General features: G+C 63.7%; 19 protein-coding genes and 1 pseudogene. 18 read left to right on the top strand and 2 right to left on the bottom strand.

Translation table 11 applies throughout. The features are described from left to right. Nucleotides 1–12 precede the first annotated feature (12 nt). A complete protein-coding gene (locus ACX80G_RS05140; protein WP_459306116.1) occupies nucleotides 13–843 on the top strand; it encodes an HAD family hydrolase in 831 nt (276 codons plus the stop codon). Here ACX80G_RS05140 and ACX80G_RS05135 read toward each other — a convergent pair. Both ACX80G_RS05135 and ACX80G_RS05130 read right to left on the bottom strand, forming a co-directional pair. Further along, nucleotides 840–1481 carry a hypothetical protein gene (locus ACX80G_RS05135; protein WP_459306115.1) on the bottom strand — a complete coding sequence of 214 codons (642 nt, stop codon included), beginning with the start codon at nucleotides 1479–1481 and terminating at the stop codon, nucleotides 840–842. The two genes, ACX80G_RS05140 and ACX80G_RS05135, sit on opposite strands and share 4 nt — an antisense overlap. A gap of 169 nt (nucleotides 1482–1650) precedes the next feature. Next, nucleotides 1651–2121, bottom strand: a pseudogene (locus ACX80G_RS05130) (inorganic diphosphatase); the annotation flags it as partial. Nucleotides 2122–2262: 141 nt separating this feature from the next. Between ACX80G_RS05130 and dacB the strand changes: the two are divergent. From dacB to ACX80G_RS05045, 17 genes are all read left to right on the top strand, one after another. Then, nucleotides 2263–3528 carry a D-alanyl-D-alanine carboxypeptidase/D-alanyl-D-alanine endopeptidase gene (gene dacB / locus ACX80G_RS05125; protein WP_459306114.1) on the top strand — a complete coding sequence of 422 codons (1266 nt, stop codon included), beginning with the start codon at nucleotides 2263–2265 and terminating at the stop codon, nucleotides 3526–3528. A gap of 39 nt (nucleotides 3529–3567) precedes the next feature. Beyond that, nucleotides 3568–4722, top strand: coding sequence for an Rv3626c family coenzyme F420 biosynthesis-associated protein (locus ACX80G_RS05120; RefSeq protein WP_459306112.1), 1155 nt, complete (start codon nucleotides 3568–3570; stop codon nucleotides 4720–4722). Next, nucleotides 4715–5758: a tRNA lysidine(34) synthetase TilS gene (gene tilS, locus ACX80G_RS05115; RefSeq protein ID WP_459306110.1), complete on the top strand. Its 1044-nt coding sequence runs from the start codon at nucleotides 4715–4717 to the stop codon at nucleotides 5756–5758. Before ACX80G_RS05120 ends, tilS begins: the two co-directional genes overlap by 8 nt. A gap of 43 nt (nucleotides 5759–5801) precedes the next feature. After that, nucleotides 5802–6353: a hypoxanthine phosphoribosyltransferase gene (hpt, locus tag ACX80G_RS05110; RefSeq protein WP_196839557.1), complete on the top strand. Its 552-nt coding sequence runs from the start codon at nucleotides 5802–5804 to the stop codon at nucleotides 6351–6353. A 191-nt stretch (nucleotides 6354–6544) separates the two neighbouring features. Continuing rightward, nucleotides 6545–8617, top strand: a complete 2073-nt coding sequence (gene ftsH / locus ACX80G_RS05105) for an ATP-dependent zinc metalloprotease FtsH (RefSeq protein ID WP_459306108.1) — start codon at nucleotides 6545–6547, stop codon at nucleotides 8615–8617. A 36-nt stretch (nucleotides 8618–8653) separates the two neighbouring features. Beyond that, nucleotides 8654–9271 (top strand): GTP cyclohydrolase I FolE, encoded by a 618-nt coding sequence (folE, locus tag ACX80G_RS05100; RefSeq protein ID WP_459306107.1) that lies wholly within the window; start codon nucleotides 8654–8656, stop codon nucleotides 9269–9271. Nucleotides 9272–9285: 14 nt separating this feature from the next. Continuing rightward, nucleotides 9286–10191: a dihydropteroate synthase gene (gene folP / locus ACX80G_RS05095; RefSeq protein WP_459306105.1), complete on the top strand. Its 906-nt coding sequence runs from the start codon at nucleotides 9286–9288 to the stop codon at nucleotides 10189–10191. A gap of 8 nt (nucleotides 10192–10199) precedes the next feature. Further along, a complete protein-coding gene (folB, locus tag ACX80G_RS05090; RefSeq protein ID WP_459306103.1) occupies nucleotides 10200–10589 on the top strand; it encodes a dihydroneopterin aldolase in 390 nt (129 codons plus the stop codon). After that, nucleotides 10586–11101 carry a 2-amino-4-hydroxy-6-hydroxymethyldihydropteridine diphosphokinase gene (folK, locus tag ACX80G_RS05085; RefSeq protein ID WP_459306101.1) on the top strand — a complete coding sequence of 172 codons (516 nt, stop codon included), beginning with the start codon at nucleotides 10586–10588 and terminating at the stop codon, nucleotides 11099–11101. The genes folB and folK overlap by 4 nt, the downstream gene beginning before the upstream one ends. After that, nucleotides 11089–11577 (top strand): DUF3180 domain-containing protein, encoded by a 489-nt coding sequence (locus ACX80G_RS05080; protein WP_459306099.1) that lies wholly within the window; start codon nucleotides 11089–11091, stop codon nucleotides 11575–11577. The genes folK and ACX80G_RS05080 overlap by 13 nt, the downstream gene beginning before the upstream one ends. Next, nucleotides 11570–12085 (top strand): PH domain-containing protein, encoded by a 516-nt coding sequence (locus ACX80G_RS05075; protein ID WP_459306097.1) that lies wholly within the window; start codon nucleotides 11570–11572, stop codon nucleotides 12083–12085. Before ACX80G_RS05080 ends, ACX80G_RS05075 begins: the two co-directional genes overlap by 8 nt. Continuing rightward, the gene (locus ACX80G_RS05070) at nucleotides 12082–13662 is read left to right on the top strand and encodes a PH domain-containing protein (protein WP_459306096.1); all 1581 of its coding nucleotides are present in this window, start codon (nucleotides 12082–12084) and stop codon (nucleotides 13660–13662) included. The genes ACX80G_RS05075 and ACX80G_RS05070 overlap by 4 nt, the downstream gene beginning before the upstream one ends. Beyond that, nucleotides 13649–14557 carry a Rossmann-like and DUF2520 domain-containing protein gene (locus ACX80G_RS05065; RefSeq protein ID WP_459306094.1) on the top strand — a complete coding sequence of 303 codons (909 nt, stop codon included), beginning with the start codon at nucleotides 13649–13651 and terminating at the stop codon, nucleotides 14555–14557. Before ACX80G_RS05070 ends, ACX80G_RS05065 begins: the two co-directional genes overlap by 14 nt. After that, nucleotides 14557–15477, top strand: a complete 921-nt coding sequence (panC, locus tag ACX80G_RS05060) for a pantoate--beta-alanine ligase (protein WP_459306092.1) — start codon at nucleotides 14557–14559, stop codon at nucleotides 15475–15477. Before ACX80G_RS05065 ends, panC begins: the two co-directional genes overlap by 1 nt. Nucleotides 15478–15591: 114 nt before the next feature. Further along, nucleotides 15592–17082, top strand: a complete 1491-nt coding sequence (lysS, locus tag ACX80G_RS05055) for a lysine--tRNA ligase (RefSeq protein WP_459306236.1) — start codon at nucleotides 15592–15594, stop codon at nucleotides 17080–17082. Further along, a complete protein-coding gene (locus tag ACX80G_RS05050) occupies nucleotides 17075–17269 on the top strand; it encodes a hypothetical protein (protein WP_459306091.1) in 195 nt (64 codons plus the stop codon). The genes lysS and ACX80G_RS05050 overlap by 8 nt, the downstream gene beginning before the upstream one ends. 127 nt (nucleotides 17270–17396) lie before the next feature. Further along, nucleotides 17397–17717: a histone-like nucleoid-structuring protein Lsr2 gene (locus ACX80G_RS05045; protein WP_459306090.1), complete on the top strand. Its 321-nt coding sequence runs from the start codon at nucleotides 17397–17399 to the stop codon at nucleotides 17715–17717. Nucleotide 17718: the final 1 nt, after the last annotated feature.

Below are 17718 nucleotides of genomic sequence, written 5' to 3'. Positions count from 1 at the left end.
TTCACTGGGGTAATGAAAGAATTTACTACTGCCGGCACCGAGGACCAGCGGCCCCACCGTAAGCTCATCGCCCTCGACGTCGACGGCACGCTGGTCGATCATGACGGAAAGATGACCGACGAGGTCCGGGATGCCGCCCGGGCCGTCGTCGACGCCGGGCACGAGGTCATCATCGCTACGGGCCGCTCACTGGGTGCCGCGCTGCCCATCATTGAACACATCGGGCTCACGCACGGCTACAGTGTGTGCTCCAACGGCGGGGTGACCCTCCGCGTCGATCCCACCCTGGCGCAGGGTTTTGAGATTATTGACCGGGTCACTTTTGATCCCCGGCCGGCTCTCGTTGCGCTGCGGGAACGCCTGCCGACCGCCAAATACGCCCTCGAAGACGACGAGGGAAACTTTCTCGCCACTGAACCGTTCCAGGACGCGAGCTTCGGGGCGAAGACCCGCACCGTGGATTTCGATGAGATGCTCGACGCCGCGGCGGTCCGGGTCGTGGTGTTCAGTACCGACAGCACTGCCGAGCAGTTCGGAGAGGCAGTCGAGGCAATCGGCCTTCACGGTGTCACCTATTCGGTGGGGTGGACGGCGTGGCTGGACATTGCGGCGGCCGGTGTCACTAAGGCGAGTGCCCTTGAACTGCTGCGCCGTCGCCTGGACATTGACCCGTCGCAGACCGTCGCTATGGGCGACGGGCGAAACGACATTGAGATGCTGACGTGGGCTGCCCGCGGCGTCGCGATGGGCCAGTCGCCGGCTGAGGTGCTGGCAGCAGCAACCGAGGTGACCGCCAGCGTGTACGACGACGGCGCCGCCAAGGTCCTCCGCACCCTCGTCTAGGAGCCCGGCTCATAGGGTACGGACGACGGCGGCAGGGCCACGGGTCCGGCGGCGAGGTCGAGGAGCCTCGCAGCCGCGGGCCGGGTGGCCCATTCCTCAATCCAGTGCGACCTGACCACTGCCTTACTGACAGCCTGGGTAGTAATCCCCAGTTCAGCGGAAATCAGCCGCTGCTGTCCCCTGGCGCCGGGGGTCAGCAGGTCAAGAACATTCCATTCGGCCTCTGTCCGGGTGAAGACAATCTGACCGAGCAGGCGCAGAACCGCCTCGGCCTCGCCCGCCACCACGGAATCCGGGCCCTCCACGGCGAGGGGAATACGTTCGCCGGTTTTCTGTGCCCGGGTGACGGCGCGGCGCGCGTAGACCAGCCCATATCCCTCGGCCTCGAGGATATTCCCGGGGATCGGTGCGTTGACTCCGCCAACACCGATTCCGACATGCCAGCGCCGGTGCCGGAGGGCGGTCAGGGCGACATCGACGGCAATCGAGGCGCTGTCAACAACCCCCTGCAGTTCGTCCCCGGTGGACCGCTGGAACGGCACCACAGCGTCGACGTGACGTAGCCCACGCAGCAGATCGCTGACCAGGTCTCCCACCTCGCGGGAGTCACGCTGGTTGATCGTTAGGACGTAGAGCATGGCTTCAGTATGCCTGAAATCATGCCCCACAACGCTCTAATCAACCGATAACCGTTGATTTTCGGTGTGGAGACTAGCGACCCTGTGGGATGGCTGCGGCGTTCTGGACATCGGCGTCGACGTCCCGCCCCTGCGGCTCATCTTTTTCCCGCTGCTCGCCGAGCTCCTGAAAACGCTTCAGCGAGGCCTCGACTTCGGCTTCGGCCGCAGCGCGGTCGGCCCAGTCTGCGGCCTCAACCCACTTGCCGGGCTCAAGGTCCTTGTAGCGCTCAAAGAAGTGCTTGATCTCGTCCAGCAGGAACGGCGACACATCCGATAGGTCCTTGATGTGGTTGAAGCGGGGGTCGGTCGGAACGCACAAGACCTTCGCGTCGCCGCCGCCGTCGTCGGTCATGTTGAACACGCCGATGGGACGGGACTCCACCAGTACGCCGGGAATCAGGTCAAAATCCTGGAGCATCACCATCGCGTCCAGCGGATCGCCGTCCTCGCCGAGGGTGTTCTCAAAGTAACCGTAGTGGGTGGGGTACTGCATCGAGGTGAAAAGGACACGGTCAAGGCGCAGCCGGTGCGTTTCGTGGTCGATTTCGTACTTGACGCGTGATCCTTTGGGGATCTCTATGGTGACGTCGAGGTTCATGGCACTCTCCTGTGGAATCCTGTGGTCAGCGCGCGGCGGTATGCCGCAGGGGCTGCCACGTCGGTCTAGTCTTAAACATATAGGTTTGGGACGCATCCCGTGGGTTTGAACCAGTTCGACTGATAACCGAGGGGGATTTATTTGCCCCGCAGCATACGGGTGGTCACTGCAGCCCTGCTGGTTGCGGTTTTCGCTGTCCTCGCCGTTCCCCTGGGTTTTGCGGCTGTGCCATCGGTGGTTCGGGCCTCTGAGGAGCCGGAGCCGACGCCTGAACCCACCACCGACGCACGGCAGCTACCGCCGTTGACCCTCACGCCCCCCGCCCACGTGACGGCTCTGGATCCGGCGGCTCCAGAGCCGAACCCCGACATCCTGACGGCCGCCCTTGACGCAGAACTCGCACTGGACGGACCGGGTGGGTTCTCCGGGATGGTGATGGACGCCGAGACCGGCGGTGTCCTCTTCGACAGGGGCTCGGGCACGCCCCAATTGCCGGCATCCAACCAGAAACTGCTTACTGCTGCTGCGGTAATAGCTGCTGTTGACCCGGCCGATGCCCCGTTCACCATCCTGCTGGATGACACCTTGTTCGTCGGCCCCACCCTCAACGCCGGCTGGTTGCCGGGTGACGTGGCTGCCGGCGAGATCGCCCCCATCTATCCGCTGGCCATCAACTCGTCCTGGGTGGACGAGGGTGCCACCCAGGGGCCGCGGTCACCCGACGCTGCCCTTGCCGCCGCAACAGTCTTCAGCGACGCGTTCGCGGTTGTCGGCAGCGAACTCGGTATTGAGGTGACAGCTGGGGTCACCCGGACGCAGGCCCCCGACGACGGTGTTCGGCTGGCCGCTGTTGGGTCGGCAACGGTCGCCGAACAGGTGGACCACATGCTGCTGACGAGCGACAACTACCTCGCCGAAGTGCTGGCCCGGCTGGCAGCGCGGGCGGGCGGCCAGCCAGCCTCCTTCGGCGGCGCCACGGAAACCGTCGTGAGCGTTATTAGTCAGTTGGGCGTAGCCACGGAAGGGTTGGTGGTCAGCGACGCGGCCGGGCTGTCCCCACGCAACGAGGTGTCCCCGGCCCAACTCGCTGCCGTGGTGCGCGCGTTGATCGTCTCAAAGGAGCGCGGGCTGGCCTCCGTCCTCAATGGGCTGCCGATCGGCGGACTATCGGGCACTCTGCAGGACAGGTACCAACCGCAAGGGCCAGCGGCCGACGGTGCCGGCCTGGTCAGAGCGAAAACGGGAACCCTCAACGCGGTGACGGCGCTCAGCGGGTACGTGGTGACGGCGGATGGACGGCTGCTGGTTTTCTCCTTGATCGCCGGCGGGCTGGATGGAAATACCTTCGCTGCGCGGACGGCGATCGACCGAGCCGCCGCCACCCTGGCCGGCTGCGGCTGCAGATAGCCCCCGTTCCTCTCAGGCTAATGTGATCGAATGGACCTCATGGAGAGCAACCCTTCGTCCACCGTCCGACCCAAAGCACCAGCACAACTTATTAACTGGGACCTCGCGGCGTCCAGCGCCGCGAAGCTCATCCCCGCCGGCCCCCAGGCGAGTGCGAACGAAATCGCTACAGCAGTCGCCGACCTGCGGGCGGCGGCCGAGGCTTCGATCGGGTATGTCCATCAGATCACCGGGCTCGACGCAGCGAAAGATCTGCGGGACTCTGACGTGCTCATCGTTGACAGGGCATCGTGGGCCAAAGCCAACACCCAGAGTTTCCAGGCGCTGATGGCGCCGGCGCTGGAGCACCTGTCGCGTGCCAGGAAAGACGAACTCAGCACCGCCAGCGCTGCCCTCGGCGGAACTCTCACCGGTGCCCAGTTCGGAGCCATTCTGGCCTTCCTCTCGTCTAAAGTGCTCGGGCAGTACGATCCCTTTGGCCCCGCAAGGAACGGCACCAACGGACGGCTGATGCTGGTTGCCCCCAACATTCTGGCGGTCGAGCGTGAACTGAACGTGGAGCCCGCCGACTTCAGGCTGTGGGTGTGCCTGCATGAGCAGACCCACCGGGTGCAATTCGCTGCGGCGCCCTGGCTGAAGGACCACCTGTTGGCGCACATCTCCGAACTCACGGAGGGTCTGCTCGGTAAGGCAGACGGCCTCTCCGAGCGGCTCGCTAAAGCCGCGAAGGGCATCACCAGTCGGGCGCAGCCATCCGATGCGGACCAGGGTGGTGCCGACAGCCAGCACCGGGGCAGCGACAACGGGATACTTTCCCTCCTGCAGGACCCGCAGGACAAGGCACGGATGTCCCATCTCACCGCCGTCATGAGTCTGCTCGAGGGACACGCAAACGTGGTGATGGACGCCGTCGATTCAACTATCGTCCCCAGCGTCAAAACCATCCGCCGCCGGTTCAATGCCAGAGGAAAGTCTCACGGTCCGGTGGAGAAATTCCTGCGCCGCGTGCTGGGGCTGGACGCGAAAATGCGGCAGTACAGCGACGGGGCGCGGTTTGTCCGGAGGGTCGTGGACCGGGTGGGCATGGAAGGGTTCAACAGCGTCTGGATCAGCGCCGAACACCTCCCCACCGAAGAGGAGATCCACGCCCCGGACAAGTGGATCACCCGGATGGGACTGCTTAGCGGTGGTTAGGCGCCCCCGGCTCAGCCCGGTGGTTGCCAACGCGCGCAATCTGCTCCGACATGCCCTTGAGATAAGCGGAACCCCGGCAGGGTCGCTCCTCCTGGTGGCCTGCAGCGGTGGGCCCGATTCCCTGGCTTTGGCATCAGTCGCCGCCCACTCCAGCCGCTCCGGGGAGTATCGGGTTGGCGCAGTAGTGGTGGACCATGGACTCCAGCCCGGCAGTGCAGCGATCGCGGCACAGGCGGCGCTGACCCTGACGGCCATGGGTCTGGACCCGGTCGGCGTGCGCACAGTCACAGTTGACCACCGGGGGATGGGGCCGGAGGCGGCGGCACGGAGCGCGCGCTTCAAGGCGCTGGACGCTGCGGCTGCCGAGTCCGGTGCGTCGGCAGTGCTGCTCGGCCATACGCTTGATGATCAGGCGGAGCAGGTGTTGCTGGGACTTGCCCGAGGCTCCGGCACCCGGTCCCTCGCCGGTATGCCGGCGCAGCGGGGGCTCTATCTACGGCCCTTCCTGGGGCTGCGACGGGACGAGACGGTTGAGATCTGCCGGTTTGAAGGACTCGCACCGTGGTACGACCCAACCAACTCCGATCCCAGCTTCGCCAGGTCCAGGGTCAGGGCTCAGGTCTTGCCTTACCTGGAGGAACAGTTGGGCCCCGGAGTCGCGCGGGCGCTGTACCGCAGCTCCCGGATTCTGGCGCAGGACGCCGACTATCTTGACCGACTCAGCCTCGAAACCTACGACCAGCTGCACGTTTTCGACGGAACCGACATCCTGCTCCTGGAGGACGCGCTCCGGTCCCTGCCGCCATCTTTGCGGCAACGGGTCCTTGCGCTCGCCGCCGTCCGGCTCGGCGGAGAGCAGCCAAGTTTCGAGCGGATCCGTGCGGCGGAGACGCTGCTCGACCGGCGGGGCTCGGCCGGGCCGGTGCAGCTCGGCGGGGGCGTGAGCGTGCACCGTCAGGTGCGAGGGAAGGCCGTTCCCCAAGGGGACCCAAGCTATGGCAGTCTTGTCTTTAGAAACAACCGTGCGCTTCCCTAAGCCGTCGGTGCAGCCCCATCATCCAAACCTTCAGGAGTAACTGGTGGATTCACAGGACGTCCAGGACGACCTCAAGCATGTCCTCTACACGAAAGAGGAAATCCAGCAGCGCGTCGCTGAGTTGGCGGCTCAGATCGACGCCGACTACGCAGGCCGGGACCTTCTGATTGTCGGTGTCCTGAAGGGCGCGGTAATGGTCATGGCGGACCTGGCGCGCGCACTGCACTCCCACGTCACGATGGACTGGATGGCTGTGTCTTCCTATGGCTCCGGCACCCAGTCCTCGGGCGTCGTCCGCATCCTCAAGGACCTCGAAACCGATCTGATGGGCAAGCATGTGCTCATCGTTGAGGACATCATCGATTCCGGCCTGACACTCTCCTGGCTGAAGTCCAACCTGCAGTCCCGCGGACCGGCCTCCGTGGAAATCTGCACCCTACTGCGGAAGCCCGAAGCCGCGAAGGTCAGTATCGACGTGAAGTACGTCGGCTACAACATCCCCAACGAATTCGTCGTCGGATATGGCCTGGACTTCGCCGAAAAGTACCGCAACCTCGACTTCATCGGCACACTCGCCCCGCACGTCTACGAGTAGCCCCAACCAGCCCCGGGACGCCGGACCCGGGCGAAGTCTGTCCGCCCATAGGGAACTTATGGGTGATTTGGTGCGTGGTTGTGTGCAGACGGTGTAAAGCTTGTACAGCTTTCCTTGCGCGCCCGCCGCGTGACGTCAGCGGTATCTGACTCGTTAAGCAGGAGGGACAGGGTCTCGAAACCCTGAGACGAATGAAATTTAAGAACCTTTTCAAGGGGCCCATCTTCTGGATTGTGCTCGCCGTCGTGGCGCTGCTGATCATCCTGCCCAACCTGTTCAGCACCAATAGCTCACGGGTGGACACCAACGTGGGCCTGGACCTCCTGAATGACAATCAGGTGGAGCAGGCGAAGATTTACGACGGCGACCAGCGCGTTGACCTGACCCTGCGCGAGGACTATGAGGACCTGGGCCGCAGTGTCCAGTTCTTCTTCAGCACCGCCCGTGCCGACGATGTGGTGGCAGCGATCAACGCCTCCGACGTCGAAGGGTTCACCGACCAGCCCGCTGAAAGCAACTGGTTCACCAGCCTGCTGGGCCTACTCCTGCCACTCTTGATCATCGGCGCCATTTTCTGGTTCCTGCTTTCCCGGATGCAGGGCGGCGGGTCGAAGGTGATGCAATTCGGGAAGTCCAAGGCGAAACTCGTCACCAAGGACATGCCCCAGGTCACGTTCAACGATGTGGCGGGTGCCGACGAGGCCGTCGAAGAGCTCCACGAAATCAAGGAGTTTCTTCAGGAACCAGCAAAGTTCCAGGCCCTCGGCGCCAAGATTCCCAAGGGCGTGCTGCTGTACGGCCCGCCGGGCACCGGCAAGACCCTCCTGGCCCGGGCCGTGGCAGGAGAAGCTGGCGTGCCGTTCTACTCGATCTCTGGATCGGACTTCGTTGAAATGTTCGTCGGCGTCGGCGCGTCCCGTGTGCGGGACCTGTTCGAACAGGCCAAAGCGAACGCCCCGGCAATCATCTTCGTCGACGAGATTGACGCCGTCGGACGCCACCGTGGGGCCGGCATCGGCGGTGGCAACGACGAGCGGGAGCAGACACTGAATCAGCTTTTGGTCGAGATGGATGGTTTTGACGCCACCTCCAACGTGATCCTCATCGCCGCCACCAACCGGCCCGACGTCCTCGACCCCGCTCTGCTGCGGCCAGGACGGTTCGACCGGCAGATCGGCGTTGAAGCGCCGGATATGCTGGGCCGCGAACACATTCTTACGGTTCACTCACAGGGCAAGCCCATGGCACCGGATGTGGACCTGCGCTCGGTAGCCAAGAAGACCCCTGGATTTACCGGCGCGGATCTTGCGAACGTGCTTAACGAGGCGGCGCTGCTGACGGCGCGGTCAAACGCCCAACTGATTGACGATCGTGCCCTCGACGAGTCAATCGACCGCGTCATCGCCGGGCCGCAGAAACGCAGCCGGGTGATGAAGGAACGTGAACGCAAGATCACCGCCTACCACGAGGGTGGGCACGCACTCGTCGCGGCGGCGCTGCGCAACACCGACCCGGTCACCAAAGTCACTATCCTTCCGCGTGGCCGAGCGCTGGGCTACACGATGGTGCTTCCCAGCGACGACAAGTACTCTATTAGCCGCAACGAACTGCTGGACCAGTTGGCGTACGCCATGGGCGGGAGGGTCGCCGAGGAGATCGTGTTCCACGATCCGTCGACCGGTGCGTCAAACGACATTGAGAAGGCGACCGCCACCGCCCGCAAGATGGTCACCCAGTACGGCATGAGCGAACGAATCGGTTCGGTCAAGCTGGGCCAGGGTGGCGGGGAGCCTTTCCTGGGCAGGGACATGGGCCACGAACGGAATTATTCAGACCACATTGCGTACATCGTGGATGAGGAAATCCGTCGGCTGATCGACAACGCGCACGACGAGGCCTACGAGATTCTGACCGAGAATCGTGACGTTCTTGACCGGGTTGCGTTGGAGTTGCTGGAACGGGAAACCCTGAACCAGGCGGAGATCGCCGAGGTCTTCACCGAGATCCGCAAACGCGATTTACGCGACGTGTGGCTGTCCAAGGATTCCCGCCCGGTTCACGCCCTGCCACCGGTCACCTCCAAGAAGGAGCGCGCTGAAGCCAACGAGGCTGGCGAACCCGCACCCGAGACCGTCGCGCCACAGGACCAGATCGCCGACGCGCACCTCATGGGAGATTTTGATGTGCACGGCACCGAACTGCCCGCAGCGGAGTCAGGGAACGGATCCGTCGGCAAGGGCGGCGCCGGAGGGGCCCAGCCCTAAACGGCCGGGCCGCAGGCACCGCGTAGGATTGCTCCAGTGACCGATTTCGATGATGAGGTGTTCTCAGCGGCCCTCGAGGCAGCAGGTTCACCTGTGGACCAGCTCAGGATCCAACGGGCGGTAAGGGAGATCCTCGCCGCGATCGGGGAGGATCCTGATCGCGATGGACTGGTTGAGACACCGAAACGGGTGGCGAAGGCTTATGCCGAGTTTTTCGCCGGGCTTCACCAGGACCCGGCGGAAATTCTTTCCACCACCTTCGAGATCGACCACGAGGAATTAGTCCTGGTCAAGGACATCCCGTTCTACTCCACCTGTGAGCACCATCTCGTGCCCTTCCACGGGTCTGCCCACATCGGGTACATTCCGTCAGCGGAGGGGCGGGTGACCGGGCTGAGCAAACTGGCCCGCCTGGTGGAGGTCTTTGCCCGGCGCCCCCAGGTCCAGGAGCGGCTCACCACCCAAATTGTTGAAGCGCTCATGACGCATCTTCAGCCGAAGGGTGCCATTGTGGTTATCGAATGTGAACATATGTGCATGTCAATGCGCGGGGTGCGCAAACCCGGCGCCAAGACTGTTACATCAGCTGTACGCGGCCAGGTGCGGGACCCCGCTACCCGGGCCGAAGCCATGAGCCTGATACTTGGAAGATAGGACATCACAGACCGATGGATTCACTCGCTGCGGCGCCGGGAACCGGGCCGGCCACCTCACCACTTCCGGTCCTAAGGGTCGCCAGGAAGGCGAAGACCCTCGCCGACCTGCCCACCAACCGCTCACTCGTGATGGGGGTCCTCAACGTCACCCCGGATTCGTTCAGCGACGGCGGGCGTTTCGCCAGCGCCGATGAGGCAATCGCCGAAGGCCTCAGGATGCACTACGCCGGCGCTGACATCATCGACGTGGGAGGGGAATCGACCCGCCCCAACGCGGATCTGACCAGTCCCGACGAGGAACAACAGCGGATCCTGCCCGTGGTGGCGGCCCTGGTGAAGGCGGGAGCCTTGGTCAGCGTGGACACCATGCACGCGTCGACCGCAGCACAAGCGCTCGACGCCGGCGCCGCCCTGGTCAACGACGTTTCGGGACTCGCCTACGACCCCGCGATGCCCGCCCTGATTGCCGAGCGGAACGTGCCCTATATCCTCCTGCACCGCCGCGGCACCGCAGCGACTATGGGTTCCCTCGCCCAGTACGGGGAAGTGGTCGATGAGGTCATCGCTGAGATGATCCACATTCGGGATGCCTTCGTTGCAGCGGGTGTTGATCCCAGCCAGATCATCCTCGATCCCGGCATCGGATTCGCCAAAGACGAAGCCCACAACTGGATGATCCTGGGTGCCATCAACCGGTTTACCATGCTCGGGCACCGGGTCTTGATCGGCGCGTCACGCAAACGGTTCCTCGGCACGCTCCTCACCTCAGCCGGCAAGGCAGCCGCCCCGCAGGAACGGGACTCGGCGACAGTCGCCATTTCGGCGCTCGCCGCCGCCGCGGGTGCCTGGTGTGTGCGCGTGCACGACGTCGGCCCCAACCTGGACGCCGTCAAGGTTTCAGCCGCGTGGACCGACTAGGTCCCGCCATGACACTCCTCCAGCAGGACACCATCACAATCACCGGCATCACAGCTCTCGGGTTCCACGGGGTATTCGACTCCGAACGCCGCGACGGCCAGCCCTTCGTCGTCGACGTCGTCCTCCACCTCGACCTTCACTCTGCTGGGGCAACCGACGATCTGACCACAACCGCTCACTACGGTGACGTGGCCGAACAGGTTGTCGACGTAGTGACCGGCGATCCACTCAACCTGATCGAGGCCCTCGCCGAGCGGATCGCTGCCCGACTGCTCGCATCCTTCCCCGTGGCGGCGGTCCAGATAACTGTCCACAAACCCCAGGCGCCAATCCCGGTGCCGTTCGGTGACGTTGCAGTATCCATCCTCAGGGCCCGGATCGGCGAGGAAACGCCGTGACCGGGCGGGTGCGCTCGGTGCTGGCCCTGGGAAGCAACCTCGGCGACAGTCACGGCACTCTCTCCCTCGCCGTCGCCGATCTGGTGGACAGCTCCCTGGTGCGCTTGAGAGAAGTCTCCCCAGTGGTCAGGTCGCGCCCGGTTGGCGGTCCGGCGGATCAGCCGGACTACCTGAATATGGTGATCGAAGTCGAAACCGACCTCGACCCCCACGCGTTCCTGGCCCACTGCCAGGCGGTCGAAATCAAGCACCAACGCATCAGGGGAGTCCGGTGGGGACCGCGGACCCTCGACGTCGACATCATCACCTTCGGCGACTACTCCTCCGACGACGAGCGGCTCACCGTCCCGCACCCCAGGGCAACCGAGCGGGCCTTCGTCCTGCAACCGTGGGCGTGGATGGATTCCACGGCGCGCCTCGGCGGACGGCTGGTGACGGAACTGGTCGGCGAAACTACCGACCTCGCCGGAATCCGACCCTATGAGGGGGCCGACACACAGTGGGTTCCCTGAAGTTCAGCTGGCTGGCAGCTCTCGGGGTAATAGCGGGGATCGGTGGCTGGCTGGTGAACTGGTGGGCGAGCAGGAACGGGTTCCCCGTTCCAACCCTGCCGCTGAGTTCGCTGCTGACCGTGGCTGCCATCCTGGTCATCACCCTGGTATTCGGGCTAAGGGTGCTGCGCTGGCGGAACGGCCGACGCGACCGGGCGCTGAACGCCATCCTCGCTGCCCGCACCGTGGTGTTGGCCCAGGCGACCGCTTACGCGGGGGCGCTGAACGCGGGGTGGCATCTAGGGATTCTGATGGATCAACTTTCCCTCGTCGCCGTGCGCGGCGTGACCGGATCGGTCTGGGGAACCCTTGTCCTTATTACCAGCGGCATGGTGATGATCGTCGTGGGGATAATGGTGCAGGGATTCTGTCGGTTACCGCCTGATGACGGTGCCGACAAGAACAGTAGCCGCCATGACGAGGGGGAGTATGCGTAAGGAACCTATCGATCCGGACGGCGTCGAATGGACTCGGGTGTCGCCGAAGTACCTGACCGTGCGCCTGCTCGGCTGGGCCGTGGGGACGATCATCAACCTCGCGATCTTCAGCATCCCCCTCATCCTCGTCCTGACCGACATTTGGTGGGGCTTCCCACCACTGTGGATTGCCTGGGCGCTGCCAATTGCTGCCCTGATCCTGTCCCTCTGGCGGGGAATCCTTCTTCCCCGCCAGGTCAGGGCGATCGGCTACACGGAACGGAATGAGGACCTCCTGATTCGTAGCGGCGTCTTCTACCAGCGCACCATGGTGGTGCCCTACGGGAGAATGCAATACGTCGACGTCGCTGTCGGGCCGATTGAACGGGCCTTCGGACTGTGCACCCTGAAAATGCACACAGCGTCACCGGGCACCAATGCCTCCATACCGGGCCTGCCAGCCGACGAGGGCGCGCGCCTGCGCGAGCAACTGTCCGCCCGCGGTGAGGCGAAGCTGGCCGGACTGTGACAACCCGGGACCAGACGCCGCCGGAGAACCCCATCGCGCCCGACGCGTCGCTGCTGGCAACCTCCGACGACCAGTGGAGCCGCGTTCACGTCATCTCCCCGCTGGTGCGGGGTTGGATTGCGTTGGTTGCCATCGCCTTCTTCGCCGGCCAGGACCTGTTCCAGGACGTGCTCAGCGGCGACGGCCTGCCAAGCTTTGCCGACGACGGATCACCGTTGCCCTGGACCATCGCCATCATTGGCGGGATTATTGTGCTCGTTGCAGCCGGTTTCCTGCTGTCCTGGTACTTCACCCGCTACCAGGTGACCGAGCAGCATGTGAGGGTCAACTCGGGGGTGCTTTTTCGCCAGAACCGGCAGGCACGGCTGGACCGGGTTCAGGCTATCGATGTGGTGCAGCCCTTCCTCGCCCGCGTCTTCGGGCTGGCTGAACTGAAATTCGAAGTAGCCGACGCCGGCGAGTCAGCGGTCAAACTCGCTTTCCTCAAACTCAGCGACGCGCAGCGTCTAAGGGCAACGATCCTGGCCCGCGCGGCGGGCGTGAGCATCGACCCGGACCACCCCGAGGATATCCAGGAGGCGCCAGAGCGTGAGGTGCTGTCGTTAACGCCCGGGCGGGTAATCGCGGCGGCGTTGCTGTCGGGAACCACTATCCTTCTGATCCTCGGTGTGGCAGTTGTAGTGGTCCTGGCGGTTGTCCTCGACGCGGCCGCCCCCCTTGCCGTCATCATCCCGCTAGGGCTTGCCGTGGCGGGTGGGTACTGGAACAGCATCAAAAATGGGTTCAATTTCCAGGCGGCAATCTCGCCCGACGGCATCAGGATCCGCTACGGCCTCCTCGACACCCGAACCCAAACCGTCCCGCCGGGGCGTATCCAGGCCGTCGGGATCAGCCAGTCTCCGCTTTGGCGGATGAAGGGCTGGTACCGGATGAGTGTAAACGTCGCCGGCTACGGTATTTCAGCTTCCGGGGATGCCCAGGCCAGGGCCACCCTGCTCCCGGTGGGAACCCGTCAGGAAGTCCTGCAGGTTCTCGCACTGGTGCTTCCCGATCCGGGCACCGAGGAACCCCTCGAGGTGTTCAACGCCGGGATGGAGGGCAGGGACAGCCGCGCGGGGTTCCTTTCCACCCCACGGCGGGCACGCTGGGTCGGACCGCTCGAATGGCGCCGCAACGGCTTTGCAGTAACCAGCACTGCCCTGCTGATCCGGTCGGGCTATTTCTGGCGGACCCTCGCAGTGGTGCCGCACGAGCGTACCCAGTCCCTGGCCCTGCAGCAGGGACCGGTGTATCGACGGTTCAGGGTTGCCGATCTGGTGCTGCACACCACGCCGGGACCGGTTAGCCCACGAATCCAGCAGGTCGACGAGGAAACCGCCTGGCGGCTCTTCCGCGAACAGTCGATCCGCGCAGCAGAGGCACGCCGCCGTAGCCTTCCGGAGCAATGGATGAGACCGGCTGAGGTGGCCGATGCGATTCCCATGCTGCCCCCGCCTTCCTATGACGGTCAGGGTCCGCCAACGAACGGTAAGGGTCCGCCAACCGAAGACCCGAAGGACGCAGATGAACAACGCTAGCGGGGCGAGGCGGCCGGGCCGGCTAGGTGTCGGAATTATCGGTGCAGGCAAGGTGGGGGCAGTCCTGGGTGCGGCCTTGCGCGCCGCCGAACACGCAGTCGTTGGGGTGTCGGCAGTGTCCGAGGCGAGCCTGGAACGTGCCGAAATGTTACTGCCGGGCGTGCCAGTGCTGGAGATCCGCGACGTCATCGAACGATCGGAGCTGGTGCTCATTGCCGTTCCCGATGACGCGTTGTCCGGACTGGTGGAAGGCCTTGCCGCCCTCGGGGCGTGGCAGCCGGGGCAACTCGTCGCCCACACCTCCGGACGGTTCGGCATTTCTGTGCTCGAACCGGTCCGCCGGATAGGCGCCATCCCCTTGGCGTTGCACCCAGCGATGACCTTCACCGGAATGAGCCTGGACCTCGCCCGGCTGCCCGACTGCAGCTTTGGCATTACCGCTCCCTCCGCCGTGCTGCCCGTGGCGCAGGCTTTGGTGGTGGAGATGGGCGCCGAGCCTGTGGTGATTGATGAGGTCCACCGGCCCCTCTATCATGCTGCCCTCGCTCACGCCTCGAATCACTTGGTCACGATCACCGCACAGTCGACCCAATTGCTCACCTACATCGGCGTTGAGCAACCTCACCGAATGCTTGGACCATTGATGAGGGCATCCCTGGAAAATGCCCTCTCAGCCGGAGAGGGAGCGCTCACCGGTCCAGTGGCCCGCGGAGATACCGGAACTGTCGAGGCGCACATCGAAGCGCTGAACTCCCAGCCATCGGAGGACATCCGCGCGGCCTACCGTGGTCTGGCGATTGCCACTGCCCACCGGGCCTTGGACCGGGGGCTCCTCAGCGAGGCGCAGGCCAGCGCGATCACCCAGGCACTGGCTTCCGATGAGCTGGGTCCCTGATGAGCGGATATCCTGCCGCGCCTCGGGTCGTCAGGACTGCTGCTGACCTAGCGACCGCCACTGCCGAACTCTTCGGCGGGCACCCGGCACCGGGCCGTGATGGTCAACGCCCCAGTCTCGGGTTCGTCCCCACCATGGGTGCCCTGCATGAGGGTCACACGGCTTTGGTGCGGGCAGCCCGACAGGCCAATGAGGTAGTTGTGGTCTCGATCTTTGTGAATCCGCTGCAGTTCGGCGAACCCACCGACCTTACGCGCTACCCCCGGCAGCTCGATCAGGACCTTGTCCTGCTGGCTGGCTGCGGGACGGACCTGGTGTTCGCCCCCTCGGAAAGCGAGATGTACCCGGAAGGCCCACCGCTCATCACCATGAATGCAGGCGCCCTCGGCAGCAAATTTGAGGGCGCCGCCCGGCCTGGGCATTTCAACGGGATGCTCACGGTGGTAGCCAAGCTGTTGCACGTTGGAGCCCCTGCAGCTGACGCCGGGTTTCGCTGCTATTTCGGTCAGAAGGACGCCCAACAACTTGCCCTCATCCGCCGGATGGTCAAAGACCTCAACTTTCCGGCTGAAATCGTTGCGGTTCCGACGGTCAGGACCCCCGCCGGGTTGGCTCTGTCCAGCAGGAACCGTTTCCTCACCGCGGCGCAACAGGACGCTGCGCTGGTGCTCTCCCGTGCGCTGCGTCTCCTAGAAGCCAGAGCTCAACGCCACGAACCACTGGACCTTGACTCGGCGGTGGCGTTGGTCACTAGCCATCCTCTGGTGGATCTCGACTACTTCGAGGTGGTAGACGCGGCGACCCTCGAACCCCTGGCCGTCAACTGCCGGGAAACCCCCTTCGTCGGTGAGGCATTGGCTCTCATCGCCGGGCGGGTGGGGTCAGTCCGGTTGATCGACAATGCCCCCCTGGGGTACTGAGTCAGCCAGTACCGCGTCGCTCCAGACGTGGGCGGCGGAACGTAGCCGGTAACCTTGTATATCGTGACCAAAGATAATTTCAACACCGCCACAGAAACCGTCCCGAGTGATGGCATGGGTAACGACGAAACCACCGAGCAGATGCGCATCCGCATGGAGAAGCGTGAGCGGTTACTCGGGCGGGGGGACGAGGCGTACCCGGTGAAGCCGGAGCGTACCCACTCACTGGCAAAGCTACGGGTAGAGTTCGATCACCTGGCAGCCGACGAAACCTCCGGCAAGATTGTCTCAGTGGTGGGTCGTGTGGTGTTTGTCCGCAACACCGGGAAGCTCTGTTTTGCTACCCTCCAGGAAGGCGGCGGGGCGCGACTGCAGGCCATGCTCAGCCTCTCCGAGATCGGCGAGCAGTCCCTCGCGGACTGGAAGGCTCTGGTGGACCTGGGTGACCATGTAGTGGTGCACGGCGAGGTCGTCAGTTCCAGGCGTGGAGAACTATCCGTCATGGCTGACGGTTGGGCGATGGCATCGAAGGCACTGCGCCCGCTGCCCACCCTGCATGCCGGGGTAAGCGAGGAAACTCGGGTAAGGCAGCGCTATGTCGACCTAATGGTGCGCGAAGAAGCGCGGGACATGGTGCGAAAGCGCGCAGCGATTGTGCGGTCTATCAGGGAAACTCTTCACTCGCTGGAATATGTAGAGGTGGAAACGCCAATGCTTCAGTTGGTGCACGGCGGCGCTGCTGCACGACCGTTTGAAACGCATCTGAATGCTTTCGACCAGAAGATGACCCTGCGAATCGCCCTTGAGCTTTATCTGAAGCGCGCTGTTGTGGGTGGAATAGATCGTGTCTACGAGATCGGGCGGATTTTCCGCAACGAAGGGGTTGACTCAACCCACAGTCCGGAATTCACCATGCTTGAGTGTTACGAGGCGTACACCGACCAGTTTGGAATGGCTGAGCGGATGAAGGAAATTATTCTCAATTGTGCCGACCTTCTCGGTTCATGGCGCATAGAAACAGAGGCCGGCGTCATTGACCTGAATGGCGAATGGCGATGGCTCGGTGTGTATCCGGGTCTTTCCGAGATGGTGGGGCGCCAGATAACCCCCGAGACCACCCAGGATGAGCTGGTGGATATCGCAAAAATGCACGAGGTAAAGATCGCCCCGGAATGGGGCAGCGAAAAGCTTGTGCTGGAACTGTTCGGCGAGCTGGTTGAGCCAACCCTGATCCAGCCAACCTTTGTGTACGATTACCCGCCGTCTGCACAGCCGCTCGCCCGGCCGCACCGCAAAGATCCTCACCTTATTGAAGCGTGGGATCTGATCATCGGCGGGATGGAGCGGGGAACCGCCTTCTCGGAACTTATTGACCCGGTGGTGCAGCGGCAGCGACTCGTCGATCAATCCAGGCGGGCGGCCGCAGGTGACGATGAGGCAATGCAGCTCGACGAGGACTTCCTGCAGGCGCTGGAGTACGGAGCACCCCCGATGGGCGGCATTGGTCTGGGCATTGACCGGCTGGTCATGCTGTTCACCAATACAGGGATTAGGGAGACCATCCTCTTTCCCATTCTCAAACCAGTTGGAGATAGTCGTGCTTGAGTATGTTGCAGTATTGGGGCCGTCGTTAGCAGTCGGCGCGATCTTCTATTTTGTGATGCGTTCAATATTCAACGCCGACCGCACTGAACGTGAGGCAATGAGCCAGGCTGAAGAACGGATCGCCGAGTCGCAGCAGGAACAGCCCGTTGCAGCGCCCGACCAGGAGGGCCCCGCGGCGCCCAAGTGAAGTAGTTCCCGACACATTTCGAGAAGAATTTCTATAGGCTTTTTTGTACTGTGCTTTGACGGTTAGTGTGTGACTGGCCCATAATTGGTTACACATAGTAATTCACCACAAAACGCAGGAGCAGACCGTGGCACAAAAAGTAAAGATCCTCCTGATCGATGACATCGACGGTGGCGAAGCTGATGAAACTGTACGCTTTGGTCTTGACGGCGTGCAGTACGAAATAGATCTTTCGAAGAATCACGCCAAAGAACTTCGGGCCGTAATGAGTAATTACGTTTCCGGTGCGCGCCGGAGCGCCCAGGTGAAAGCACGCGTAGCCACACCGGGCCGCAACCAGGAGGCCGCACAGGTTCGTGAATGGGCGCGAGCCAACGGATACACCGTCTCGGCCCGTGGCCGGGTCAACAGCGAAATCGTCGAGGCCTACCGCGCCGCCCAACGCTAGA

Source organism: Arthrobacter glycogeni, assembly GCF_054510815.1.
The sequence above is the reverse complement of the archived record's forward strand: the minus strand, read 5'-3'. Positions and strand labels throughout refer to the sequence as shown.

Excerpts from the sequence above, each read along its gene's own strand:
- ACX80G_RS05140 (WP_459306116.1), top strand. The coding sequence starts at position 13 with ATGAAAGAATTTACTACTGCCGGCACCGAGGACCAGCGGCCCCACCGT.
- ACX80G_RS05135 (WP_459306115.1), bottom strand. The coding sequence starts at position 1,481 with ATGCTCTACGTCCTAACGATCAACCAGCGTGACTCCCGCGAGGTGGGA.
- ACX80G_RS05120 (WP_459306112.1), top strand. The coding sequence starts at position 3,568 with ATGGAGAGCAACCCTTCGTCCACCGTCCGACCCAAAGCACCAGCACAA.
- ftsH (WP_459306108.1), top strand. The coding sequence starts at position 6,545 with ATGAAATTTAAGAACCTTTTCAAGGGGCCCATCTTCTGGATTGTGCTC.
- folP (WP_459306105.1), top strand. The coding sequence starts at position 9,286 with ATGGATTCACTCGCTGCGGCGCCGGGAACCGGGCCGGCCACCTCACCA.
- folB (WP_459306103.1), top strand. The coding sequence starts at position 10,200 with ATGACACTCCTCCAGCAGGACACCATCACAATCACCGGCATCACAGCT.
- ACX80G_RS05075 (WP_459306097.1), top strand. The coding sequence starts at position 11,570 with ATGCGTAAGGAACCTATCGATCCGGACGGCGTCGAATGGACTCGGGTG.
- ACX80G_RS05065 (WP_459306094.1), top strand. The coding sequence starts at position 13,649 with ATGAACAACGCTAGCGGGGCGAGGCGGCCGGGCCGGCTAGGTGTCGGA.
- panC (WP_459306092.1), top strand. The coding sequence starts at position 14,557 with ATGAGCGGATATCCTGCCGCGCCTCGGGTCGTCAGGACTGCTGCTGAC.
- lysS (WP_459306236.1), top strand. The coding sequence starts at position 15,592 with ATGGGTAACGACGAAACCACCGAGCAGATGCGCATCCGCATGGAGAAG.